Origin of the sequence: Escherichia sp. E4702 (assembly GCF_963883545.1) — a bacterium.
Lineage (GTDB): Bacteria > Pseudomonadota > Gammaproteobacteria > Enterobacterales > Enterobacteriaceae > Escherichia.
The window spans coordinates 17,428-35,854 of sequence record NZ_CAWORF010000011.1 but is presented as its reverse complement, the minus strand read 5'-3'; the positions used below and the strand labels follow the sequence as shown (position 1 = coordinate 35,854).

21 protein-coding genes and 2 pseudogenes are annotated in these 18,427 nt (G+C 52.5%); all 23 read left to right on the top strand.

Features of this window, described 5'->3' with window-relative positions; all coding sequences use genetic code 11:
• Position 1: 1 nt before the first annotated feature.
• The 23 genes and pseudogenes from AACU94_RS04575 to AACU94_RS04465 all read left to right on the top strand — a co-directional run bounded on the left by AACU94_RS04575 (position 2) and on the right by AACU94_RS04465 (position 18,296).
• Entirely contained in the window at positions 2 to 475 is a 474-nt protein-coding gene (locus AACU94_RS04575; RefSeq protein WP_000192587.1) for a phage tail protein, read from the top strand.
• The gene (locus AACU94_RS04570; RefSeq protein WP_135488998.1) at positions 472 to 1,185 is read left to right on the top strand and encodes a phage virion morphogenesis protein; all 714 of its coding nucleotides are present in this window, start codon (positions 472 to 474) and stop codon (positions 1,183 to 1,185) included. The genes AACU94_RS04575 and AACU94_RS04570 overlap by 4 nt, the downstream gene beginning before the upstream one ends.
• A 19-nt stretch (positions 1,186 to 1,204) precedes the next feature.
• Positions 1,205 to 2,353 carry a DUF2586 domain-containing protein gene (locus tag AACU94_RS04565; RefSeq protein WP_111360836.1) on the top strand — a complete coding sequence of 383 codons (1,149 nt, stop codon included), beginning with the start codon at positions 1,205 to 1,207 and terminating at the stop codon, positions 2,351 to 2,353.
• Complete coding sequence (locus tag AACU94_RS04560; protein WP_000213187.1) at positions 2,350 to 2,805, top strand: phage protein; 456 nt, start codon at positions 2,350 to 2,352, stop codon at positions 2,803 to 2,805. The genes AACU94_RS04565 and AACU94_RS04560 overlap by 4 nt, the downstream gene beginning before the upstream one ends.
• A 3-nt stretch (positions 2,806 to 2,808) precedes the next feature.
• Positions 2,809 to 3,105 (top strand): phage holin family protein, encoded by a 297-nt coding sequence (locus tag AACU94_RS04555; protein WP_001155241.1) that lies wholly within the window; start codon positions 2,809 to 2,811, stop codon positions 3,103 to 3,105.
• A gap of 109 nt (positions 3,106 to 3,214) precedes the next feature.
• Positions 3,215 to 3,556 carry a M15 family metallopeptidase gene (locus AACU94_RS04550; protein WP_095715784.1) on the top strand — a complete coding sequence of 114 codons (342 nt, stop codon included), beginning with the start codon at positions 3,215 to 3,217 and terminating at the stop codon, positions 3,554 to 3,556.
• A 70-nt stretch (positions 3,557 to 3,626) separates the two neighbouring features.
• Entirely contained in the window at positions 3,627 to 3,914 is a 288-nt protein-coding gene (locus AACU94_RS04545) for a putative phage tail assembly chaperone (protein ID WP_000998379.1), read from the top strand.
• Positions 3,915 to 3,955: 41 nt separating this feature from the next.
• Positions 3,956 to 4,102, top strand: a complete 147-nt coding sequence (locus AACU94_RS04540; RefSeq protein ID WP_000906384.1) for a DUF6890 family protein — start codon at positions 3,956 to 3,958, stop codon at positions 4,100 to 4,102.
• Entirely contained in the window at positions 4,102 to 6,198 is a 2,097-nt protein-coding gene (locus tag AACU94_RS04535) for a phage tail tape measure protein (protein WP_135488997.1), read from the top strand. Before AACU94_RS04540 ends, AACU94_RS04535 begins: the two co-directional genes overlap by 1 nt.
• A complete protein-coding gene (locus AACU94_RS04530; RefSeq protein ID WP_000556623.1) occupies positions 6,188 to 6,538 on the top strand; it encodes a DUF2590 family protein in 351 nt (116 codons plus the stop codon). The genes AACU94_RS04535 and AACU94_RS04530 overlap by 11 nt, the downstream gene beginning before the upstream one ends.
• On the top strand, positions 6,531 to 7,715 hold the full coding sequence (locus AACU94_RS04525; RefSeq protein ID WP_135488996.1) for a baseplate J/gp47 family protein: 1,185 nt from the start codon (positions 6,531 to 6,533) through the stop codon (positions 7,713 to 7,715). The genes AACU94_RS04530 and AACU94_RS04525 overlap by 8 nt, the downstream gene beginning before the upstream one ends.
• Positions 7,712 to 8,347 (top strand): phage tail protein, encoded by a 636-nt coding sequence (locus tag AACU94_RS04520; RefSeq protein ID WP_135486384.1) that lies wholly within the window; start codon positions 7,712 to 7,714, stop codon positions 8,345 to 8,347. The genes AACU94_RS04525 and AACU94_RS04520 overlap by 4 nt, the downstream gene beginning before the upstream one ends.
• Positions 8,344 to 10,002 carry a phage tail-collar fiber domain-containing protein gene (locus tag AACU94_RS04515; RefSeq protein WP_135486383.1) on the top strand — a complete coding sequence of 553 codons (1,659 nt, stop codon included), beginning with the start codon at positions 8,344 to 8,346 and terminating at the stop codon, positions 10,000 to 10,002. The genes AACU94_RS04520 and AACU94_RS04515 overlap by 4 nt, the downstream gene beginning before the upstream one ends.
• A 2-nt stretch (positions 10,003 to 10,004) precedes the next feature.
• Complete coding sequence (locus AACU94_RS04510; protein ID WP_135486382.1) at positions 10,005 to 10,562, top strand: tail fiber assembly protein; 558 nt, start codon at positions 10,005 to 10,007, stop codon at positions 10,560 to 10,562.
• Positions 10,562 to 10,960: pseudogene (locus tag AACU94_RS04505) on the top strand (phage tail-collar fiber domain-containing protein); the annotation flags it as partial. The gene AACU94_RS04510 and the pseudogene AACU94_RS04505, both read left to right, overlap by 1 nt.
• Positions 10,961 to 11,488: 528 nt before the next feature.
• Positions 11,489 to 12,337 (top strand): annotated as a pseudogene (locus AACU94_RS24680) (phage tail protein); the annotation flags it as partial.
• 280 nt (positions 12,338 to 12,617) lie between these two features.
• The gene (locus AACU94_RS04495; RefSeq protein ID WP_135486381.1) at positions 12,618 to 13,190 is read left to right on the top strand and encodes a DUF4376 domain-containing protein; all 573 of its coding nucleotides are present in this window, start codon (positions 12,618 to 12,620) and stop codon (positions 13,188 to 13,190) included.
• Positions 13,187 to 13,900 carry a hypothetical protein gene (locus tag AACU94_RS04490; RefSeq protein WP_135486380.1) on the top strand — a complete coding sequence of 238 codons (714 nt, stop codon included), beginning with the start codon at positions 13,187 to 13,189 and terminating at the stop codon, positions 13,898 to 13,900. The genes AACU94_RS04495 and AACU94_RS04490 overlap by 4 nt, the downstream gene beginning before the upstream one ends.
• Positions 13,872 to 14,447 (top strand): baseplate complex protein, encoded by a 576-nt coding sequence (locus tag AACU94_RS04485; protein WP_135486379.1) that lies wholly within the window; start codon positions 13,872 to 13,874, stop codon positions 14,445 to 14,447. Before AACU94_RS04490 ends, AACU94_RS04485 begins: the two co-directional genes overlap by 29 nt.
• Complete coding sequence (locus tag AACU94_RS04480; RefSeq protein WP_135486378.1) at positions 14,444 to 16,141, top strand: hypothetical protein; 1,698 nt, start codon at positions 14,444 to 14,446, stop codon at positions 16,139 to 16,141. The genes AACU94_RS04485 and AACU94_RS04480 overlap by 4 nt, the downstream gene beginning before the upstream one ends.
• Positions 16,142 to 16,971: 830 nt before the next feature.
• Positions 16,972 to 17,112, top strand: a complete 141-nt coding sequence (locus AACU94_RS04475) for a Hok/Gef family protein (protein ID WP_135488995.1) — start codon at positions 16,972 to 16,974, stop codon at positions 17,110 to 17,112.
• Positions 17,113 to 17,362: 250 nt separating this feature from the next.
• Entirely contained in the window at positions 17,363 to 17,560 is a 198-nt protein-coding gene (locus AACU94_RS04470) for a Com family DNA-binding transcriptional regulator (RefSeq protein WP_135488994.1), read from the top strand.
• The gene (locus AACU94_RS04465; protein WP_135488993.1) at positions 17,505 to 18,296 is read left to right on the top strand and encodes a DNA-methyltransferase; all 792 of its coding nucleotides are present in this window, start codon (positions 17,505 to 17,507) and stop codon (positions 18,294 to 18,296) included. The genes AACU94_RS04470 and AACU94_RS04465 overlap by 56 nt, the downstream gene beginning before the upstream one ends.
• Positions 18,297 to 18,427 lie beyond the last annotated feature (131 nt).

Below are 18,427 nucleotides of genomic sequence, written 5' to 3'. Positions count from 1 at the left end.
TATGACGCAACTCGCCAGCCTGACGGCATTCATTGAAAACAATCTGCCGGCACGCGCACGCATTCCGTTCACCAGTGACATGGATGACATCACGCTCGTTCCGTTTACGAAGTCGCTGGGGCACGGGCAGTTATGTACGCAGGTCCGAAAATATACGGCTTTTCTGCGATGGGACGCATGGCCCTATCGTCAGCTCAATCCGGATTTGGTGTTTTCTCTGGTTGAAGCCTGGCTGGCAGACAACGGCGGCGACCTGCGCCAGCGCCTGGCACCGGATGCGCCAGCCGTTGACGTCGAAGTGGATGATGAAAATGAAGTGGCATGGCTGGAAATCAGTCTGCCGCTGGTTGATCCCATCACCCTGGTTGAGGACGAAAACGGCCCCATCCCCAGAGGCGGGAAACGTTACCAGCTGGAAAAGCCTGAAATCTGGGTGGCTCAGGCGCATCAGCTTCACTGCCAGGTGATGCCATGACGAGCCCCGTGATTAACGAGTCACAACTCCGGCAGGTTCGTCGCGCCATCAGAGAGGCAGAACTTCCGCCGGCAAAGGCCAGAAAGCTGCTGGTTCGCATTGCGAAATACGGCCTGAGACCGGCTGCACGACGCAATGTGAAAGCACAGCGAACACCGGAGGGGGCAGCCTGGGCACCACGAAAAAGACCGGATAAAGCCAGCGGCAGGTATAAAAACAAAATGCTGCTGGGACTGCCGAAATTGCTGGCCATCAGGGTTGACGGCAGCGGGAAAAGTGTCCGCCTTTTCTTCAAAAAAGGGGATTACAACACCGGCTCTCATGGTGGGGCGGTCGCGTGGGTGCAACAGCACGGCGCAACCATCAAAGGCCGCGCCACAAAACGCCGGGACAGCGAAGCCATGCGCACCCGTCCCGCCACACGACGGCAGGCAGAACGCCTTCTTTCTCTGGGCTTTCGGGCCCCCGTCGGCGCAGTCAGCAAAAAAACCGGACGCAGGGGACGCAGAAAGCCTTCTCTGAAATGGATTATGGAAAACATGAGTATGGCGCAGGCCGGACTGGTGATCAGCATTCTGAAAGGCGAGCAGAAAAAACGTGTATGGGAAATCAAAATCCCCTCCCGCGCATTTCTGGGAGCCAGCGATGCTGAATTTGCCCGCATTCTGGAAGCGCAGCTGCGCAGCCTGCATTACGGCGGCACGAGATAACAAAATCAGGAGACAAACCATGACATGGCCATCTGTCACGATTGAACAGTACAACACATTCAGCAGTTCACCGGACGGCGTGGAAAATACGCTGCTGTTTGTGGGCAATGCACAAAACAACAAAGGTGAGGTTCTGCCGGTTAATGCCAACAGCGATCTGGATGAGCTACTGGGAAAGAACGCCAGCCCGCTGAAAAACTTCCTTCAGTCTGCACTGACCAATGCCGGACAGAATGCCTTTTTCTATGTTGCCGTTCTGCCGGAAGCCGGCAAAGGCAAAGAAGCAACGCCAGCCTGCCAGGTATGGCAGAACGCCATACTGGCGGCTCAGGAAACTGTTTCAGTTGAAGGCGTGGTGATCACCGAGCCGGTCAGCACGCAGGATGACATCAACGCCATACAGGCGTTACGTCAGACCATCATCAATAAATATCAGCGCCGCATCTGGTTCATCCTGACCATCGCCGCCAACGACAACAGTAAAACCTGGGCGGAATACGTTGCCGAACTGACCGCACTACAGAAAGGCATTGCAGCCCCGCAGGTCATGCTGGTTCCGGAGATTTTTGGATTTGAACCGGGCGTTCTTGCCGGTCGCCTGTGTAACAGCGCCGTCACCATTGCTGACAGTCCAGCACGTGTGGCAACCGGGCCCCTGTCCGCACTGAAAACCACAGAACGCCCGAAAGACAGCACAGGGCAGGCAATTGATCTCGACACTCTGCAGGCACTGGCAACCGCCCGCTACAGCGTGCCCATGTGGTATGCCGACTATGACGGCCTTTACTGGGCTGACGGTGTAACACTTGAGGTGGAAGGCGGGGACTACAACGTCATTGAGCATGTCCGCATTGCTGATAAGGTGGCGCGCCGCGTGCGGCTGATGGCCATCCCCAAGATTGCCGACCGCTCGCTGAACAGCACGCCGGGCAGCATTGCCGCACATGAAACGCTGTTTGCCCGCCCACTGCGTGCCATGGCGAAATCCATGCAAATTAACGGCATCACGTTTCCGGGCGAAGTGAAATCGCCCCGGAAAGGCGACGTGGTTATCACCTGGCAGAACGAAAAGACGGTCAGCATCAGCATTGTCGTCCGCCCTTACGCCTGCCCTAAAACCATCAAAGTGGGCATTCAGCTGGATAAATCTCTGGAGGAAAACGCATGACGACCCGCATTAACGGCATGGCGTTTGACACTTTTATCGGTGGAACGGATATCCATGTGAAAAGCATCTCACTGGACATCAGCGATGAAAGCGCCGTTGCCAAAACCCGTGGCATCCCTGACGGCAAACTGCGCGGCCCTGTCAGTGCCGAAGGTGAAATCGAAATGAGTACCCGCAGCTTTAACCAGCTCGGGGAAGTGGCTGCTCAGGCGGGATCGTGGCGTGACCTGCCGCCAATGGATTTTGTGTTTTACGCCAATACGGGAACCGAAGAAATCCGCGTTGAAGCCTTCGGTTGTGAGCTGATGCTTTCCGGCCTGTTAAGCATTGACACCGAGAGCGCAGATCTGACCACGCACAAAATCAAGTACGTGGTGGCAAGCCCTGACTTTGTGCGTATCAACGGCGTGCCCGTTCTCTCAGAGAACGACGTGCGCGGACTGATGGGGTGAACCATGCAGGAGCATGAGCGCACCATTATCACTCTGGGCATTCTGGGCGGAATCGCTGCCGCAAGTCGGGTGCTGGCTGGCGCAGAGCCGATTACGCTGCGGTTGTTTGTGGGCCGAACCCTGCTGGGGAGCGCGCTGGGTGTTTCTGCCGCTGCCCTGCTGGTTCGCTACCCGAACCTTGACCCACTGGCCATTGCCGGCGCAGGCACCGCAATGGGCGTTGCCGGTTACCAGATTGTTGAAATCTTCCTGCGTCATATGCGCCGGAAGCTGGGCGAGAAAGAGAACAAAGAGGAGTAACAGCAATGCTGTCCCGCAGGGAACAAAAAGCTGCCGCCATTGCCTGGAAAATTATCCGGGCACTGTGGTACTGGCTGCGCAAACCTCAGCAACCTCATAAGGAGCAAAAATGAAACTCTCCGATAAGCAACAACAATTTACCGTCATGATCGGAAAACTCATCCAGTTTGCCCATCAGCGTGGTTATGGCCTGACGTTCGGTGAGGCGTACCGCACACCAGAGCAGGCAAAACTCAACGCCCAAAAGGGTTCCGGCATTGCCAACAGCCTGCACTGTCAGCGGCTGGCCGTGGATTTTAACCTGTTTATTAACGGTGAATATCAGACCCGCACAGAGGCCTACCGCGAGCTGGGCGAGTACTGGGAATCACTTGGTGGCGCATGGGGCGGTCGTTTTAAAAACCGCCCGGATGGCAATCATTTCAGCCTTGAGCACAACGGCGTGCGCTGATTTTACGCTTAATAAGCCTTCCTGCAGGCTTATTAAGCCCTCTTATTCTTGACTTTAAAAGGAAATGATGATGAACGATAAAAACACCCAGACTACCGCAGAGAACACCATCACTTTACAGGTCGGCGAGCATGAACTGACGTTTATCCCTACCGTTAAAGCCTACAACGATCTGCAGAACGACTTCATGCCGGATAACAAAATCGCGCCGCTGAAAAACTACCTGCGCCGCATCGTGATTAAAGAGCACCGCGATCTGCTGAACCAGTTGCTGGAAAAACCAGGAATGCCGGCCAGCCTGGCAACAGCCGTGAATAACGAGTTTGTGCCGGAAGTGGAAATCACCGTAAAAAAATAAAAAGCCATCTGGGGGCCATTGATCGCAATGACCTGACCCGGATGCTGATCCTGCGCCGCCACTGGCTGCCCGGCGAGGATGACTCGCCGCAGTCACTGGCTGCCGCTGTCTGGCTGGATAACCACTACTGGGAAAATATGAGCATCGCCGTCAATAACGGCATTATCCGTGCTTTTAAGGGATCGTAATGTCACAACAGCGCCTTGAATTACTTCTTGAACTGACAGACCGCCTGACAAGGCCGTTGCGTGCAGCCGGGCGACAGGTTCAGGGATTTGCTGCAACAAGTCGGGGAGCCTTTCGGGACATTGCTACCGGAGGCGCTGCGCTCTGGGGAGTGGGTGCTGCCATTCAGGGGGCACTGATGCCAGCCATTGAAATGGACAGGGCGCTCGGTGAGGTGAAATCACTGGGCGTCGCAGAGTCCGGATTGCGTAAACTCAGCCGCGCCGCCGTTGATTTCACTATGGAATACGGCGGGGCTGCGCAGGATTTTGTGCGTGCTTCTTACGACATCCAGTCAGCCATTGCCGGGTTAACTGACGATGAGCTGTCCCGCTTCACCACCGCATCAGCAACGGTGGCAGCAGCAACCAAATCCAGCAGCCAGACCATTACCGCCTACATGGGCACCATGTACGGCATCTTTAAAGACCAGGCTGATGCCATGGGAAAAAGTAAATGGGTGGAGCAGGTCGCCGGGCAAACCGCCACCGCCGTGCAAATGTTTAAAACAACCGGCGATAACATGTCAGCGGCGTTCACCACGCTGGGTGCCAGTGCAAAAGCGGCCGGTATTGATGCGGCTGAACAGTTCGCCGTGCTGGGACAACTGCAGGCCACCATGAGTGGCAGCGAGGCCGGGACAAAGTACAAGGCATTTCTTGCCGCAGTAGGCAGCGCCCAGAAAAAGCTGGGGCTTAATTTCGTGAATAAAGACGGCACGATGAAAAGTGTTGTCGAGATCATGAAACTTATCAGGGGCAAATTTGGTGATCTGTCAAAAGTGGCTGATTCCGATTTGCTGAAAAGCGCCTTTGGCTCCGATGAAGCTGTGGCCATGATTAAATTACTCAATGCGGACATTGGCGGACTTGAAAAGAATATCGCCACGCTGGGCAATATCAAAGGTATGGATAAGGCTGTCGAAATGGCGCAGGCCATGGCTGATCCATGGGAACAGGCCGCCGCAATTATTAACGGCATTCGCATCGAAATCGGCACGCAGTTGCTGCCTGTTCTGTACCCGTTTATCCAGAAAAGCAACGAAGGCGGTAAATCCTTTGTTGCCTGGTTACGTCTGTATCCCAATATCACACGGGCTATTGGTTTACTGTCTGCCGCCCTGCTGGGCATTGCCGCAGTGGGTGCCGTTGTCAACATTATGGTGGGTGTGGCGAAGTTTGTCTGGACAGGACTGCGGCTGGTCTGGCTGGCAGCAGTTGCACCTCTGAAGATTCTCATTCTGCTGAAACGCACACTGACGGCTACCATGTGGGCATTCACTGTAGTTGCCCGAACGGTCAGGGCGCTGTATCTGGCCATGTCCATTGCTATGGGAACATACAACGTCAAAGCAAAAATTCAGCTGGCGCTGCTGAAATTACAGCGCGCCGGACTCTGGCTTTATTCTGTTGCGCTGGGTGCCGCCGGCATAGCAATGAAAATCTACACCGCAGTCACCAGCGGAGCCGCAATTGCAACACAGTTACTTTTCAGCCCCATCACATTAATCATCCTGGCACTGGCTGCGCTGAGCGTGGGCATTTATTTCCTGATCACCCGCTGGGATGAGATTAAAGCCGCGCTGATGGATACCGCCGCCTTTCAGTGGGTGGCTGAAATGGTCGGCAGTATGGGGGCATGGTTCGGCAATGCATGGAACACAATCCAGGACGGCTGGAATGCACTGGTTAACTATTTTTCCACGCATTCACCTCTGGACGCCCTGAAGGATATCGCCGGCGGCATCCTGAACATTTTCAGTAACCTCTGGGAACTGGTGAAACAGTCCTTCAGTGATTCATGGGGCTGGATTGTGGACAAACTCAACATGATCCCCGGCGTTAACATCGGCACATCAGAAAGCACAGGAAGTGGCGAAGGCTCCGTATTAACCGGCGGTAAAGCCATCAGTGCGGGGCCGGGTGGCATTGCGGCAGAAATGCAGAACAACAGCGAAAACCAGACCACAATCGACAACTCCCGTCGCGTGGTCAACGTCAATGTGCAGGATCCATCCCCTGCCCGCCTCAACGAGTGGATGGAGCTACATGCATACTGATAAACCGCTTTACATTGATTTGCTCATCACCGGTCGCAATCTCACGCTGAACAGCGCCAGTGAGCCGGTATTGTGCAACAACAGGGAAAGTATTGCCCAGGACTGCCAGCACGCCATCATTGAGAGCGGACTGGCAACGCGCCTGCTGGCTGAAAAAAGCCCGACGCTTCGTGCCGACATCATGATGCAGATGACACTGCTGATTGAAGATGATGAGCGTATTACACCTGGCACGGTCAGTGTGACAGAAGAAACCCCGCTTTCTGGTCGCCTGCTGATTAGCGCCCACACCGAAGATTTTTTTGAACCCCTGACTTTTACGGTATCTCTTGATGATTAACGGCAAACCTACCGCAGATTACGAGCGCATTCTGGCTGATAATGGCATGCCGGTAACCGAAGAACAGGCACGTGCTGAATTTGAAGCCATTGTCAAAGACGAAGGGCTTATCACCAACACATCCCGCATGTCGCCGTTCTGGCGACTGATTACAGCTATCACCACAAAACCCGTGATGTGGCTGAAAGACGCGCTGGTTAATGTGGTGATGAAAAACCTGTTTCTGGCCGATGCCAGTGGTGTATTCGTTGATGTTTTTGCCTGGGCAGTGAACCTGCAGCGCAAGGCCGCCACGCACGCATCCGGCGTTATTCGTTTCACAAAAGACGATATTGATCGCACAGTTACTGTGCCGGCAGGTACACAGATCCAGACAGAGCGTATTAACGGCGTGATTTATACGCTGACCGTTGTCAGGGATACGGTTATTCCGGCAGGAACACTCAGCATGAACATCGATGTTTCTGCGGAACAGGCCGGGGCCGGCTTTAACCTCGCACCGGGGTATTACCGCATCCTTCCGGTGGCAATTGACGGCATTGCCGGCGTTGAGAACGATGAAAACTGGCTGACCTCGCCGGGGGCCAACGAAGAAAGCGACGACGAGCTGCGTGATCGTGTGCGCAATCAGTTTAATCTTGCCGGCGCTTATCACACCGATGCTGTTTACCGTGGATTAATTGCCGGTGTTGCCGGCATCAGTGCCGACCGCATCTATTTTCTGCATGATGCACCACGCGGCCCCGGCACAGCGAATGCTTACATTCTGCTGGATACCGGCATCGCATCCGAACCGTTCGTTGATGCAGTAAACGCATTCATTAACGATGAAGGTCATCACGGACACGGTGACGATCTGCGCTGTTTTTCCATGCCTGAAACACGCCACACCCTGACCGTGACACTCTGGTTGTATGCAACGCTGAACCTCAGCGATGAGGAGATTCAGACACTATTGCACAATGTGGAAAATCTGGTTCGCTGTGCATTTCGCGAAAACAGCGATTATGACGTTCAGAAAACATGGCCGTACAGCCGTTTCAGCATGTCCAGACTGGGCGAAGAGATCCACCAGGTCTTTCCACAGGTGGAGTCGGTTACGTTTTCCCTTCCGGATATTCTCAGCGATCTGGCCGTTCCCCGTCTGGAATCGCTTGCTGTGGAGGTGGGCGCGTGAAACTTCCGGAGATACCCGAATTTCCACTTCCCACCTGGATGAATAAAGGTGAGCCGTTGACGCTTGCACATTCATCGCATCGCTACTGGGAAAAGGTCTGGAGCTGGCTGACGTGGCCACTACAGCAGATTGATGTCGACACCTGCGCAGAGCCTTTACTTAACCTGCTGGCATACCAGCGCAACATCACCCGATTTAAGGGGGAGCCGGTTTCGTTATTTCGCCTGAGGGTAAAACACGCATTTATCAACGCTCAGGACTCAGGCGAACGCGCCGGCTTCGAGCGCATCTTTAAACGTCTTGGCGTGGGAGACGTTAAAACACTGGAGCGACAACTGCAACATGACTGGGACGTTATTTTACTGCGCATTAATGACACCCAGCTGAGTGAAAGCAACGCGCTGATGATGCAGCTCGTGCGCCAGTATGGCCGTACCTGCAGGCGCTATTTCTTTCAGGTGATCAATGCAACCACCGCCCGACTGACAGCCGGCACGTTTGATGGTCACTACCGGTACCACACAGCAGAAGCAACGGTGAGAAAGGACACCATCTGGTTAACCGCTTCACTACAGGCAGGACATTACGGCCTGTCCGTGGAGCATTACACATTACAGGCAAATAACGCATGAGTACGATTATTACTGAACAATACGAACACTGGTGCGCAAATCAGATCATCAGCGGGAAACCTGCGCGCCCGGATACATTTGTTTTTGCATATATTCCGGGACTGGATGAGTCTGCAGAGATCCCCCGCGACGAAACGCTCCCTGATGAAACCCTGATCCAGTATCGCGCACCGGTCACCCAGTACGGTCTCCTGTCACCGAATGCAACCGCATTTTCCATCATTCTGGATACCACAATCGGCGACTTCGAATACAACTGGATTGGCCTGCTGAACGAAGAAAGCGGCGTGCTCTGTATGATTGCGCACACCCCCTGCCAGCAAAAAATTAAAACCGCGAACGGTGTACAGGGAAACAATCTGATCCGCACGTTTTCCATGGAGTTTGACGGTGCGGCAGCAGCGATGCATATCGATGTCAGTGCTGATGTCTGGCAGATTGATTTCACTGCCCGCCTGGCGGGAATGGATGAAGCCCGCAGACTGCTGGCGTTTGATCACTACGGTGAAGCCGCTTTTCTGGAGGACGGTTTTCAGGTGAGCTATCAGAACGGCACCGCCATTGTTGCCGCGGGGATTGGTTATGTGGGAGGTTTGCGCGTCAGTCTGCGCGAACCTTACAGCCTGCGCGCAACGGTCGGGGACACCATCTGGATTGATGCAAGCTGGCAGGGATTTGTTACTGGCGAATGGAATACGGTTTTCACATTCAGCGCCCGCCCGGAACATGCATCCTACACAGACGGGAATGGCTTTCGGCATTTTGTTGCACCGCTTGCAAAACTGACAGCAGACGGCTCACAGGATTTACGTCCGGAGACACCCGACGAAGAACAAAGCAATGCACTGGCAGAACACGAAAAATCCCGCAGGCACCCGGATGCCACACTGAACGAAAAAGGATTCGCTCAGTACAGTAACGCCACTGACAGTGATGCAGAAGACCGTGCCGCCACGTCAAAAGCGGTAAAAATCGCAATGGATAACGCAAATGCCCGCCTTGCGAAAAATCGCAACGGCAGCGACATCCCCGACAAACCACTGTTTATTGAAAACGTCGGACTAAAGCCCACCGTTGATAAGGCAGAAGGCGCCGTTCAGCGAGGTGGCGATACCATGACCGGGGAACTGAAAATTCGTGACGTTAATGCGCTGAGGATTTTCGATGGCGCCTTTGGTCTGATTTTTCGTCGCTCAGAAGACAGCCTTCATCTTATCCCCACCACGGAAGGACAGGGTGAAAATGGCAATATTGGCCCTCTGCGTCCTTTCTCAATTAACCTGCGGACTGGTGATATTGCCATGTCACACAAAGTGACCACCGGTGGCGGTTCACTGGTGCATGGAAATAGTGTCGCAACAGGTGAATTACAGTCAGGCAACGGCTCTGCAAGGCTTGCGGCTGACGGTAACGTGTACGGCAGCACATGGGGAGGATGGCTGTCATCTTACCTGCAAAATAAAATGGGAGTACAGGATATGCGTCTTGGCGGTTATCAACAGATGGGCAGTACAGGCTCAAACCTGGCTCCCCCGGGTTATGTCAGTGTGGGTGGCTACTGCTACGGAGACTGGGATAACTCTGCCGACGGGTGGTTTATCCGCCCCCTTCAGAAACTGATTAATGGAACCTGGTATAACGTAGCGAGTATGTAATTATGTTGCACTTAAAAAATATTACGTCGGGCAATCCGAAAACAGCCGAACAATATGAGTTAACTAAAAGATATGGCGTCGAGTGGTTGTATGCAGAATCTGGTGAAAACTGGTATGAGATTCAGAAAGATTTTTCACCTGACACATTAAAAGTCGAATATCTGGATACAGGAAAAGTTACCTGGGTTGGCAAAGATGTTGCGTCAATTAACCCCAGAAACAGGAGCGTGATTGAAGTGACAGATAACACAGCTAACCGACGAATTGATATATCGGGTTACTGGTTTTACCGGGATGGTAAATTCATATTTGATTACGGTAAAAAGGCAGAAGATGAGCGAGTGAGGAAGCTCAAGGATGTAAGCCGGTTAACTGCTGACTGGGAAAAAGACCTGTTGCTGGGGTTAATCAGCGACGAAGATAAAGAAAAGCTGAGAGCATATCGTATTTACGCAAAGGAATTGCAGGTGATGGATTTTAGCCTGATTACGGATAAAACAGCGTATGCCGCGATCGCGTGGCCGGAGCTGTCGCAAACTATTAATGAGAATAAAGAATAATGAGCGCATTATTAACGAAAGCATTTGAAAAATGGATTGCAAAATGCATTGCCGGCAATTTACCTGCCCGGCCGGATGCCATCGTATTTGCACTAATGAATCGCGACCCCAGCCCGGAAGATAATATTATTCCACCGGAAAAAATTACTTATACCGTAAACAAACTCACCTACGGACAACTGACCCCAAACAGCATTGTATGTAGCGGTGCAGTCACTGAAGACGCCGAATTCAGTTATGACTGGATTTGTCTTGTTCACCAGGCAAGTGGCACGCTATGCGGTGTAATAAAAACTCCTGTTCACCACAAACATGTGGGGGAAACTCTTCTTCGTAATTTTGCAATCACTTACAGTGGTATGGCTCAGGCTGCACAAATCACGGTTCCCCCACAGAGCTGGCAGATGGATATTTATCCGGAACTGAAAACAATGCTGAAAACGGCTAACCACCTGTCAGAAATTGCGGCAGAAGGTGAAGAGGCGCAACAGGAATCCCGTGATAATCTGGGACTGAAAAATGCCGCCACAATGGAGCCGCAGAGTGATATTTACGACCGCACGGAAGGCCGGCTGGCGATACCGGGCGCATTTGGTTTTGGTCACATGTTTCTGCCAGGCGAGCTTATCCGGTTTGATACAGAAAAAGACCTCCTAGCATGGGTCAAGCAGGCAACGCCCGGAGAGTATTCTGTACAGGGGGCCAATGGTGTGTTACCCGGTGGCTACTGTGGTGTAATTAATATCCGGTTTCTGGAGGCGAACCGCAATCCACCAGAACCGCAACATATGGCAAAAGCCATTATTTTATACACCGTTAACGGAGATGTTTATTACAACCGTTACTGGCCTCTCAGCGGTGGTTATCTGACTGGCTGGGATAACCTGAAGACAAATGAGGCGTACTTCTTAACGTTAATCAACGCCAGAGCCACCCTGTACAGTCCGGTCTTTACCGGCGCTCCGAAAACCCCGACACCGCCTGATGATGCCACGGGGACAGAAATCGCAAATGCGGCGTTTGTCCGCAAACTGCTCGCTGCACTGGTGGATTCATCTCCCGAAGCCCTGGACACGCTGAACGAACTGGCGGCGGCGCTGGGCAATGACCCGAACTTTGCAACAACAGTCACCAACGCGCTGGCAGGCAAGCAACCTCTCAGTGACGTGTTAACCGCCATCAGCAATTTGAAAGCGCGGGCAGACAAATTATTGTGCTTTGATACGGAAGGGAATGCTTCGCTTTCCACACTGTCAGAAATGGCGCGCACTCTGCTGATGCAGGAAACACTGGCAGACATGCACACGATCCTTGAGCTTGGAAAAGCTGCCACACTGGAGCCGCAGGGTGACATTCATGACCGCACGGCAGACCGCCTGGCTATACCTGGCGCGTTCGGCTTTGGTCATATCTTTCTCCCTGACGAGGTCATCAGGTTTAACTCAGAAAATGATTTTCTTGCGTGGGTAAGGAAGGCAGAACCGGGAGAATATCTTGTTGACGGCAGCAATAAAATTATACCGGACGTGCTGTTCAAAGGAATGGTTCGTATTCGCTGGGTTGAGTCAGAGTATGGAGTGCCGAACCCGCGTCATACAGTAAAGGTCATTACTTTCTATGGCATTAACGGCAATATTTATCACAACCGCTACTGGACAAGTGGAAATGGCTATCTCATCGGCTGGGAATCACTGAAATTTACCACTCAGAACGTTATCGATCTTCTGTCAGGCATTGCTCCGGGAGCCACAGACGCCTGGTACGGCACAGGCAGTCTGGTGCTGGCCGCATACAGAGGAAGTGACTCTTCAGACCAGAATCGCCGGATAATGCGGGGTTATTATTACCCTGGCTCGCGTCTTAGCGCGGTTGAATTTAAGGGCCATTTCACCAGTAACGTGGCCGGCGTATACGACGGCAACGTATCTGCTTATTTTCGTGATTCAGGAGCAGGTTTGCCGGGAACGTACCGGGCATTGTCTGGCGACATGATGGGATCGGCTGATACGTTCGGTGTCATGATTGGTTTGTTTATACGTACAGCATAGGTGATTTATGAAAATAAAAAAAATCGAAAACGCCCGTTATATCGAAAGTGGTGCAATTGACTGTGACGTACTGCTCGAGGGAATGGGCGAAGCACTGCCGTATACAGCGACGGCAGATGATACGGCGCCAACAGGCCAGAAAATCTGGCAGGAACTGCAAAGCGGTAAATGGGGGGAGATAGCTCCGTTCACTGTGACACCGGAAATACTGGAAGCAGCAAAAACAGCCAAGCGTCGGGAAATTGAAGCATGGCGCACAGAACAGGAAGCGCGGTCGTTCACATTCGAATGGAAAAAGCGAATCTGGGATGCCGGCCCTGTTTCAGTGGACAGATTGTCTCCGGTGGTGATGCTGGCAAAATCTGACACGGCACGAAGCGTTATGACATGGAACGACGCGAACAACCGCCAGGTGAAACTCTCCGTGCAGCAACTGGACGAACTGCTGACGGCAATGGTTCAGGCACAGGTTACCCGCAACAATGAGATTTATCTGCGCCAGCGGGAGATGAAAAACACACTGACTAAACTGAATAATCTCGCAGAAATTCGCGCATTTCAGGTGGGCAAGGCAGAATGAAATGGGAAAAGGCCATTCTGCGCCCGGCAGCCATGAACATCAGCTGTTCAGTGGTCTGCCTTCATCCGTGGTCAGAAAATACGGGAAACATTACACCATCCGGGCGTTATCTCAGTCCGGACAATGCGGTATCCGCACTTTTACCGTACCTGACAGAAAGCACAGAAAAGGACGTTGTGGCGCTGTTACTCTGCGCCCCGTCCGCTGACGAATTTTTATCACTCGCCAGGCAATTTTCAGGTGCATTTCCGTTGCCGGAGGTGGGGCGAATGTCCCGCATGATCTCCAGCCAGCTTTCGCTGGCCATCAGCAGAATGCAACTCCCCGCCAGGCCGGCAACATCACTTCCGGAGCCGATAACGCTGTCAACACAGACAACCCGTGGCATGACACTGGCGGCAACCATTGCGCAGGCAGCCACCCCAGCAGCCACATCACCGGAAACATTGTCATCGTCACTTCATCAGTTCAGGGAAGCGAGAGATAAAATTTTGCAGGAAATTGCCGGGCGAGAGACAGCACTCAGACAACAATTCTGTCCGGTGTGGCGTTTTTGCAACAAGGGAACACTTAATCAGACTGCGGCACTGATACAAAAAAACATTCCACACCCGGAGTGGGTTTTTACCGCCGTGATGCTGTTTGTCGGCGATGAACTCTCATCACTAAGGGAAGCACTACATGACCCAGATAATTGTTCTTGCGCTTGACGGAGAGGCCATTCTGCTGCGCAACATCACCGTCAGTGCCACCATGCAACTACCGGATAAAGACATGTCCGGGCAGTCAACCAGCACCACAAGCGCTCAGCAGGGAAACAAGGCAAAAGAACTGCGCGTGTCAGGTGTCATTGATTTTAACGATGAGGCCATTCTGACCCGTATTTTTCAGCTTGCCGAAGCAACTGAAGGTAACGGGGCCAAAAAAACATACCGCATCGCCAACGCTACCGCTAAGGCGATTAATATGCGACAGGGTGTTTTTTCCGGCGGCATCGATGCCACGGAACAACAGGGCAAGATGCACTGGCAGGTCACCTTTACCCTCAGAGAAAAATTAAGCGTACCAGAGAAAGCATCTGCACGTAGCGGCTCACAGAAAACAATTGCAAAACAGCAAACACAGAACGGCAGCGAACAGGTGCCAGACAAAGGCATGAATACGCAAAGTTCATTCTGGAAAAAAATCAATGATGCCGTTGGCTCTGGTCTGGATGCTGTTGGCATCGGAAGCGCGAAAGAGGAAGGGAAAACATGAAATTGATACAACGCTGCATGATCAATGGCGAACAGGTGGAAATTGCCGATATCAGCCTTGCTCTCACCCTGAATGCTGCCGGTCGCGGCTTCGTTTCTGTTAACAATCTGTCACCAGAAAAAAGCCTTGCCGGCGCAATGGTGCAAATCGATCTCGGCCGTAATGGTGAGGCCTGGCGCTATTTCTCTGGCTACATAGAACGCGATCAACCGGCCGAAAATGGCTCACGTCGCCTTTTTATCCGTGAAGCAGCTGCTGTGCTGGATTTTGATTTCCCCTGCTCCATGCAACACCCGACGTTGCGGGATGTGCTCGATAATCTGGGGCGACAAAGCGGTATCGTTTTTATCACGCCAGATGCGGATTATGTCAGCACACCAACTCCCTACATCACCCACAGCGGCAGCGGGACGCAGTTACTCAGCCAGCTGGGGCGCTCATTCAGTATCAGCGATTACGTCTGGCACCCCATGCCGGACGGTTCTGTATTTGTGGGAAACGCAGCTGATTCACGGTTTGCCAGCATTACCATGCCCGATATTCCGCAACAGTACACACTCGGGCAAAGCGGCGGAAACAGCATCGACATCATGTTCATGGAAACCGTGCGGCCGGGTGTGAATCTTCCGGCCGGGCGTATTACCCGTGTAGCCCTCAACAACGAGAAAATGACACTGACATGGGAGCGCCTCACCGCCACGGGTAGCCCTGTTTCCAAATCACCATTGCGCAGACAGATGGAAACGCAGTTTCCGGAACTGGCCAGCGGTACACTACACACCAGACTGGCGCGGGTCGTCGCACCAACGGAATCCGCCACCCTGGGCGATGTAGCCGACAGTTTCCGCCCACGCTACGCCGTGGACGTGCAGCTGCTTGATGAGAACGGCAACGACAAAAGCGATACGCCTGTTTACCCGGCAGTACCGCTCCCTGTCCCGATGGCTGGTAGCGAGGCGGGATGTTTTGCCTACCCACCGGCAGGCACCATCGTGGAAATATCCAGTATTGAAGGCCGCCCGGATAAACCTGTCATCAGGCAAATCTTACCTGCCGGACATAACCTGCCTGATGTAAAGCCCGGCGAACAGTTGCAGCAACAGCGCGCAGAAGTGTTTCAGCGTGTCACGACTGACGGAAGCTGGCACAGGGAAACCGACCAGCAAATCAGGGAGCATTCTGCCAGGCGAACCATTAACAGCGACCAGGAAGAACGCACAACAACAACCAGAACAACAACAGTCCAGGCAAACGACATAACCAGTGTTCTTGGTACCAGCAAGCTGATGACAGGCCAGACAGAACACCTTACTACCGGCAATTACGCGATCGCAGCCGGCGAACACATCCAGATGGTGGCGCAGGATTTGCTGACTAAACTTAAAGGCGCAACGTCAACGATTGAGCACGACCTGACTGAAAACGTGGGAGGCCGCAGAACATGCAGGGCGGACGGCGGTCTGGAGTTTACCGCCCCGACAGTGTTTATTGGTCGCAGCGGCTCGCGGGAAAAGTCCGGGCTTAACCTGCTGACGTTGCTGACTGATATTCTGGACCTGATTCAATTGCTGGCCACACATACAGCAAACCACACCCACAGCAACACTGGCGCACCGATGAACAGCGGCGAACTTGCCGCAGATGCCCAACAGGCCACGAGTCTGCGTGAAAAATACGGCGACCTTATCGCCTGATAACCCGACATAAAAGCCACATAAACGCCCCACCACACAACGCACGGCTTCGACCGTGCGTTTTCATATCCACCACCTGATTAATGCGTTCTGCATACCATTCTGGCGCTGTATGCACATACCGCGTAAACGGTGTGACGTAAAGCGTGAGGTGACGTAAACCGCGCTACCCCCTCCAACCCGCGGGTTTTGTGTCGAAACACTTTTTCAGTTTTCTGCCGTGCAAAAATGACCGCCAGCCCGCGCAGTAACTGAGGGAAAAGCGAAGATCTGAAATTTCACGCTTTGAAATTTTTTTCAGTTTTCAGAGAGGTTTTTACGATCACGCAAATGACAGGAGCAATAAAACAGCATGATATTAAAAGAGTTTTCATGCTTTACGCGAGACGAAAAACGATCACTAAAGGATCGCATCAAACAACCATCAAACAAAGAAGCCAGACGCGGCGCGGCCTGCGTAAAATCAAGAGCCAGAATTAAACTGAAAAAAGGATCAATACCGCGCCTCGATCGCACATGACGATCTACGCAGCAACAGGACAAAAAACCGGCGCGAACGCCGGCGGAAGCATGTATCAAATGCGTGACTGAATAATGTCTGCGTTCAGGATATGCACAACAGAGTGTTGAAATTAGTCAACGTATTGAAGCAAGAAAAAAAAGCAGGCTAGAATTCACGCGGACACCTTTCGACTGATGGCTGGACAGCAAACACGAAGGCCAGATGTAAAAAGGCCCAACTAAACCTTATGTTCAACTCTGGGCGTTTCACAACGTAATCAATAAGCGGGCAAGAGCTTAGCGCCTTTGCAAAAAAAGGAGCAAGTGCTATGTCGCAAAAATCGCTTATAGCCATCACGTTCTGCGTGACGGCAATCCTCATCATCTGGATGCTACACGGTTCGCTGTGTGAAATACGGATGAGCTTCTGGGGAGCGGAGTTTGCGGCGATCTTACAGTGTAAGCAGTAAGGAAACCGCGACGGGGGAGCAATCCCCCGTCAATCGGTTGCCAGGGTAAGGTCGATAAGGCACCCTATCAGACAGACATGAACAACAAACCCGCACCGTAAAAACTGCGGGTTTTCTTTTTGGTGTCCTCACAAATGAGGGCACCACCCATAAGCAATAGGCATAACAGATCGATGCAATAAATCCGATCGATAAAAACGATCGATTTGCTATCATATCGGCAGCAGTAACCACACAAGAGGTGCCGCAAATGACGCAAAATGTACGATGCAAAAATTGCAACAAACTACTTGCCCGCGCCTCATTTCTCTACATTGAAATAAAATGTCCGCGCTGCAAAACACTTAACCAGATAACGAGAGCCATTGAGCACCCCACACGCATGAGGAGTTATGACCGTGGGGATCGCAATCCAGCACCAGCCAGTACATACACCGGAACACACTAAGATTTACCAGACTGACAATGCCACGCTCTGTCGTGGAAATGCGCTGGAAATATTGCCGCTGATTGAGCCAGAAAGCATTGATGCCTTAATTACTGACCCGCCTTACAGTTCGGGTGCGACACACAAGGCCGGACGCACCAACCAGGGCAGCCATGCAAAATATCTGAACGGCGAGAACCTTCACCGCTTTGATGGGTTCGCGGGTGAAAACATGGACGCCCGTTCGTGGGCTTACTGGACACAATTATGGATGGCACAGGCACACCGCGCAGTCAGGCCGGGCGGTTATGCCCTGGTATTTACTGACTGGCGACAACTACCAGCTTTAACCGATGCGTTTCAGGCCAGTGGCTTTACATGGCGCGGCATCATTGCGTGGAACAAAGGGAGGGGGTCACGAACACCACATACCGGGTATTTCCGGCACCAGTGCGAATACATCGTCTGGGGCAGCAAAGGCCATTTAGATAAATCACCTTCGGGACCGTTCGACGGCTGCATGACGTACCCGGTTATCCCGTCAAAGAAAATGCACCCGACCGGAAAACCAGAAGAACTAATGGCGGAACTGGTCAGGACTGTGAATAGTGGCGGAACAGTCCTTGATCCTTTTATGGGGTCAGGGACAACGGGTGTGGCTGCACTGAAAGCAGGACGCAAATTTATTGGTATAGAAACCAGTGATCATTATTTTGATGTAGCAACACAACGGCTCAAAACGGCGATCGAACCATAAGACAAAGCCCGCAATGTTGCGGGCTTGCTCTACCTCTCGAAAATGTGGTCACTGCGTGGACATACGCTGATACAAATCCTTTTATATCAATAAATTAAATCATCACTTTTTTCATCAACAAGGATTTTCAC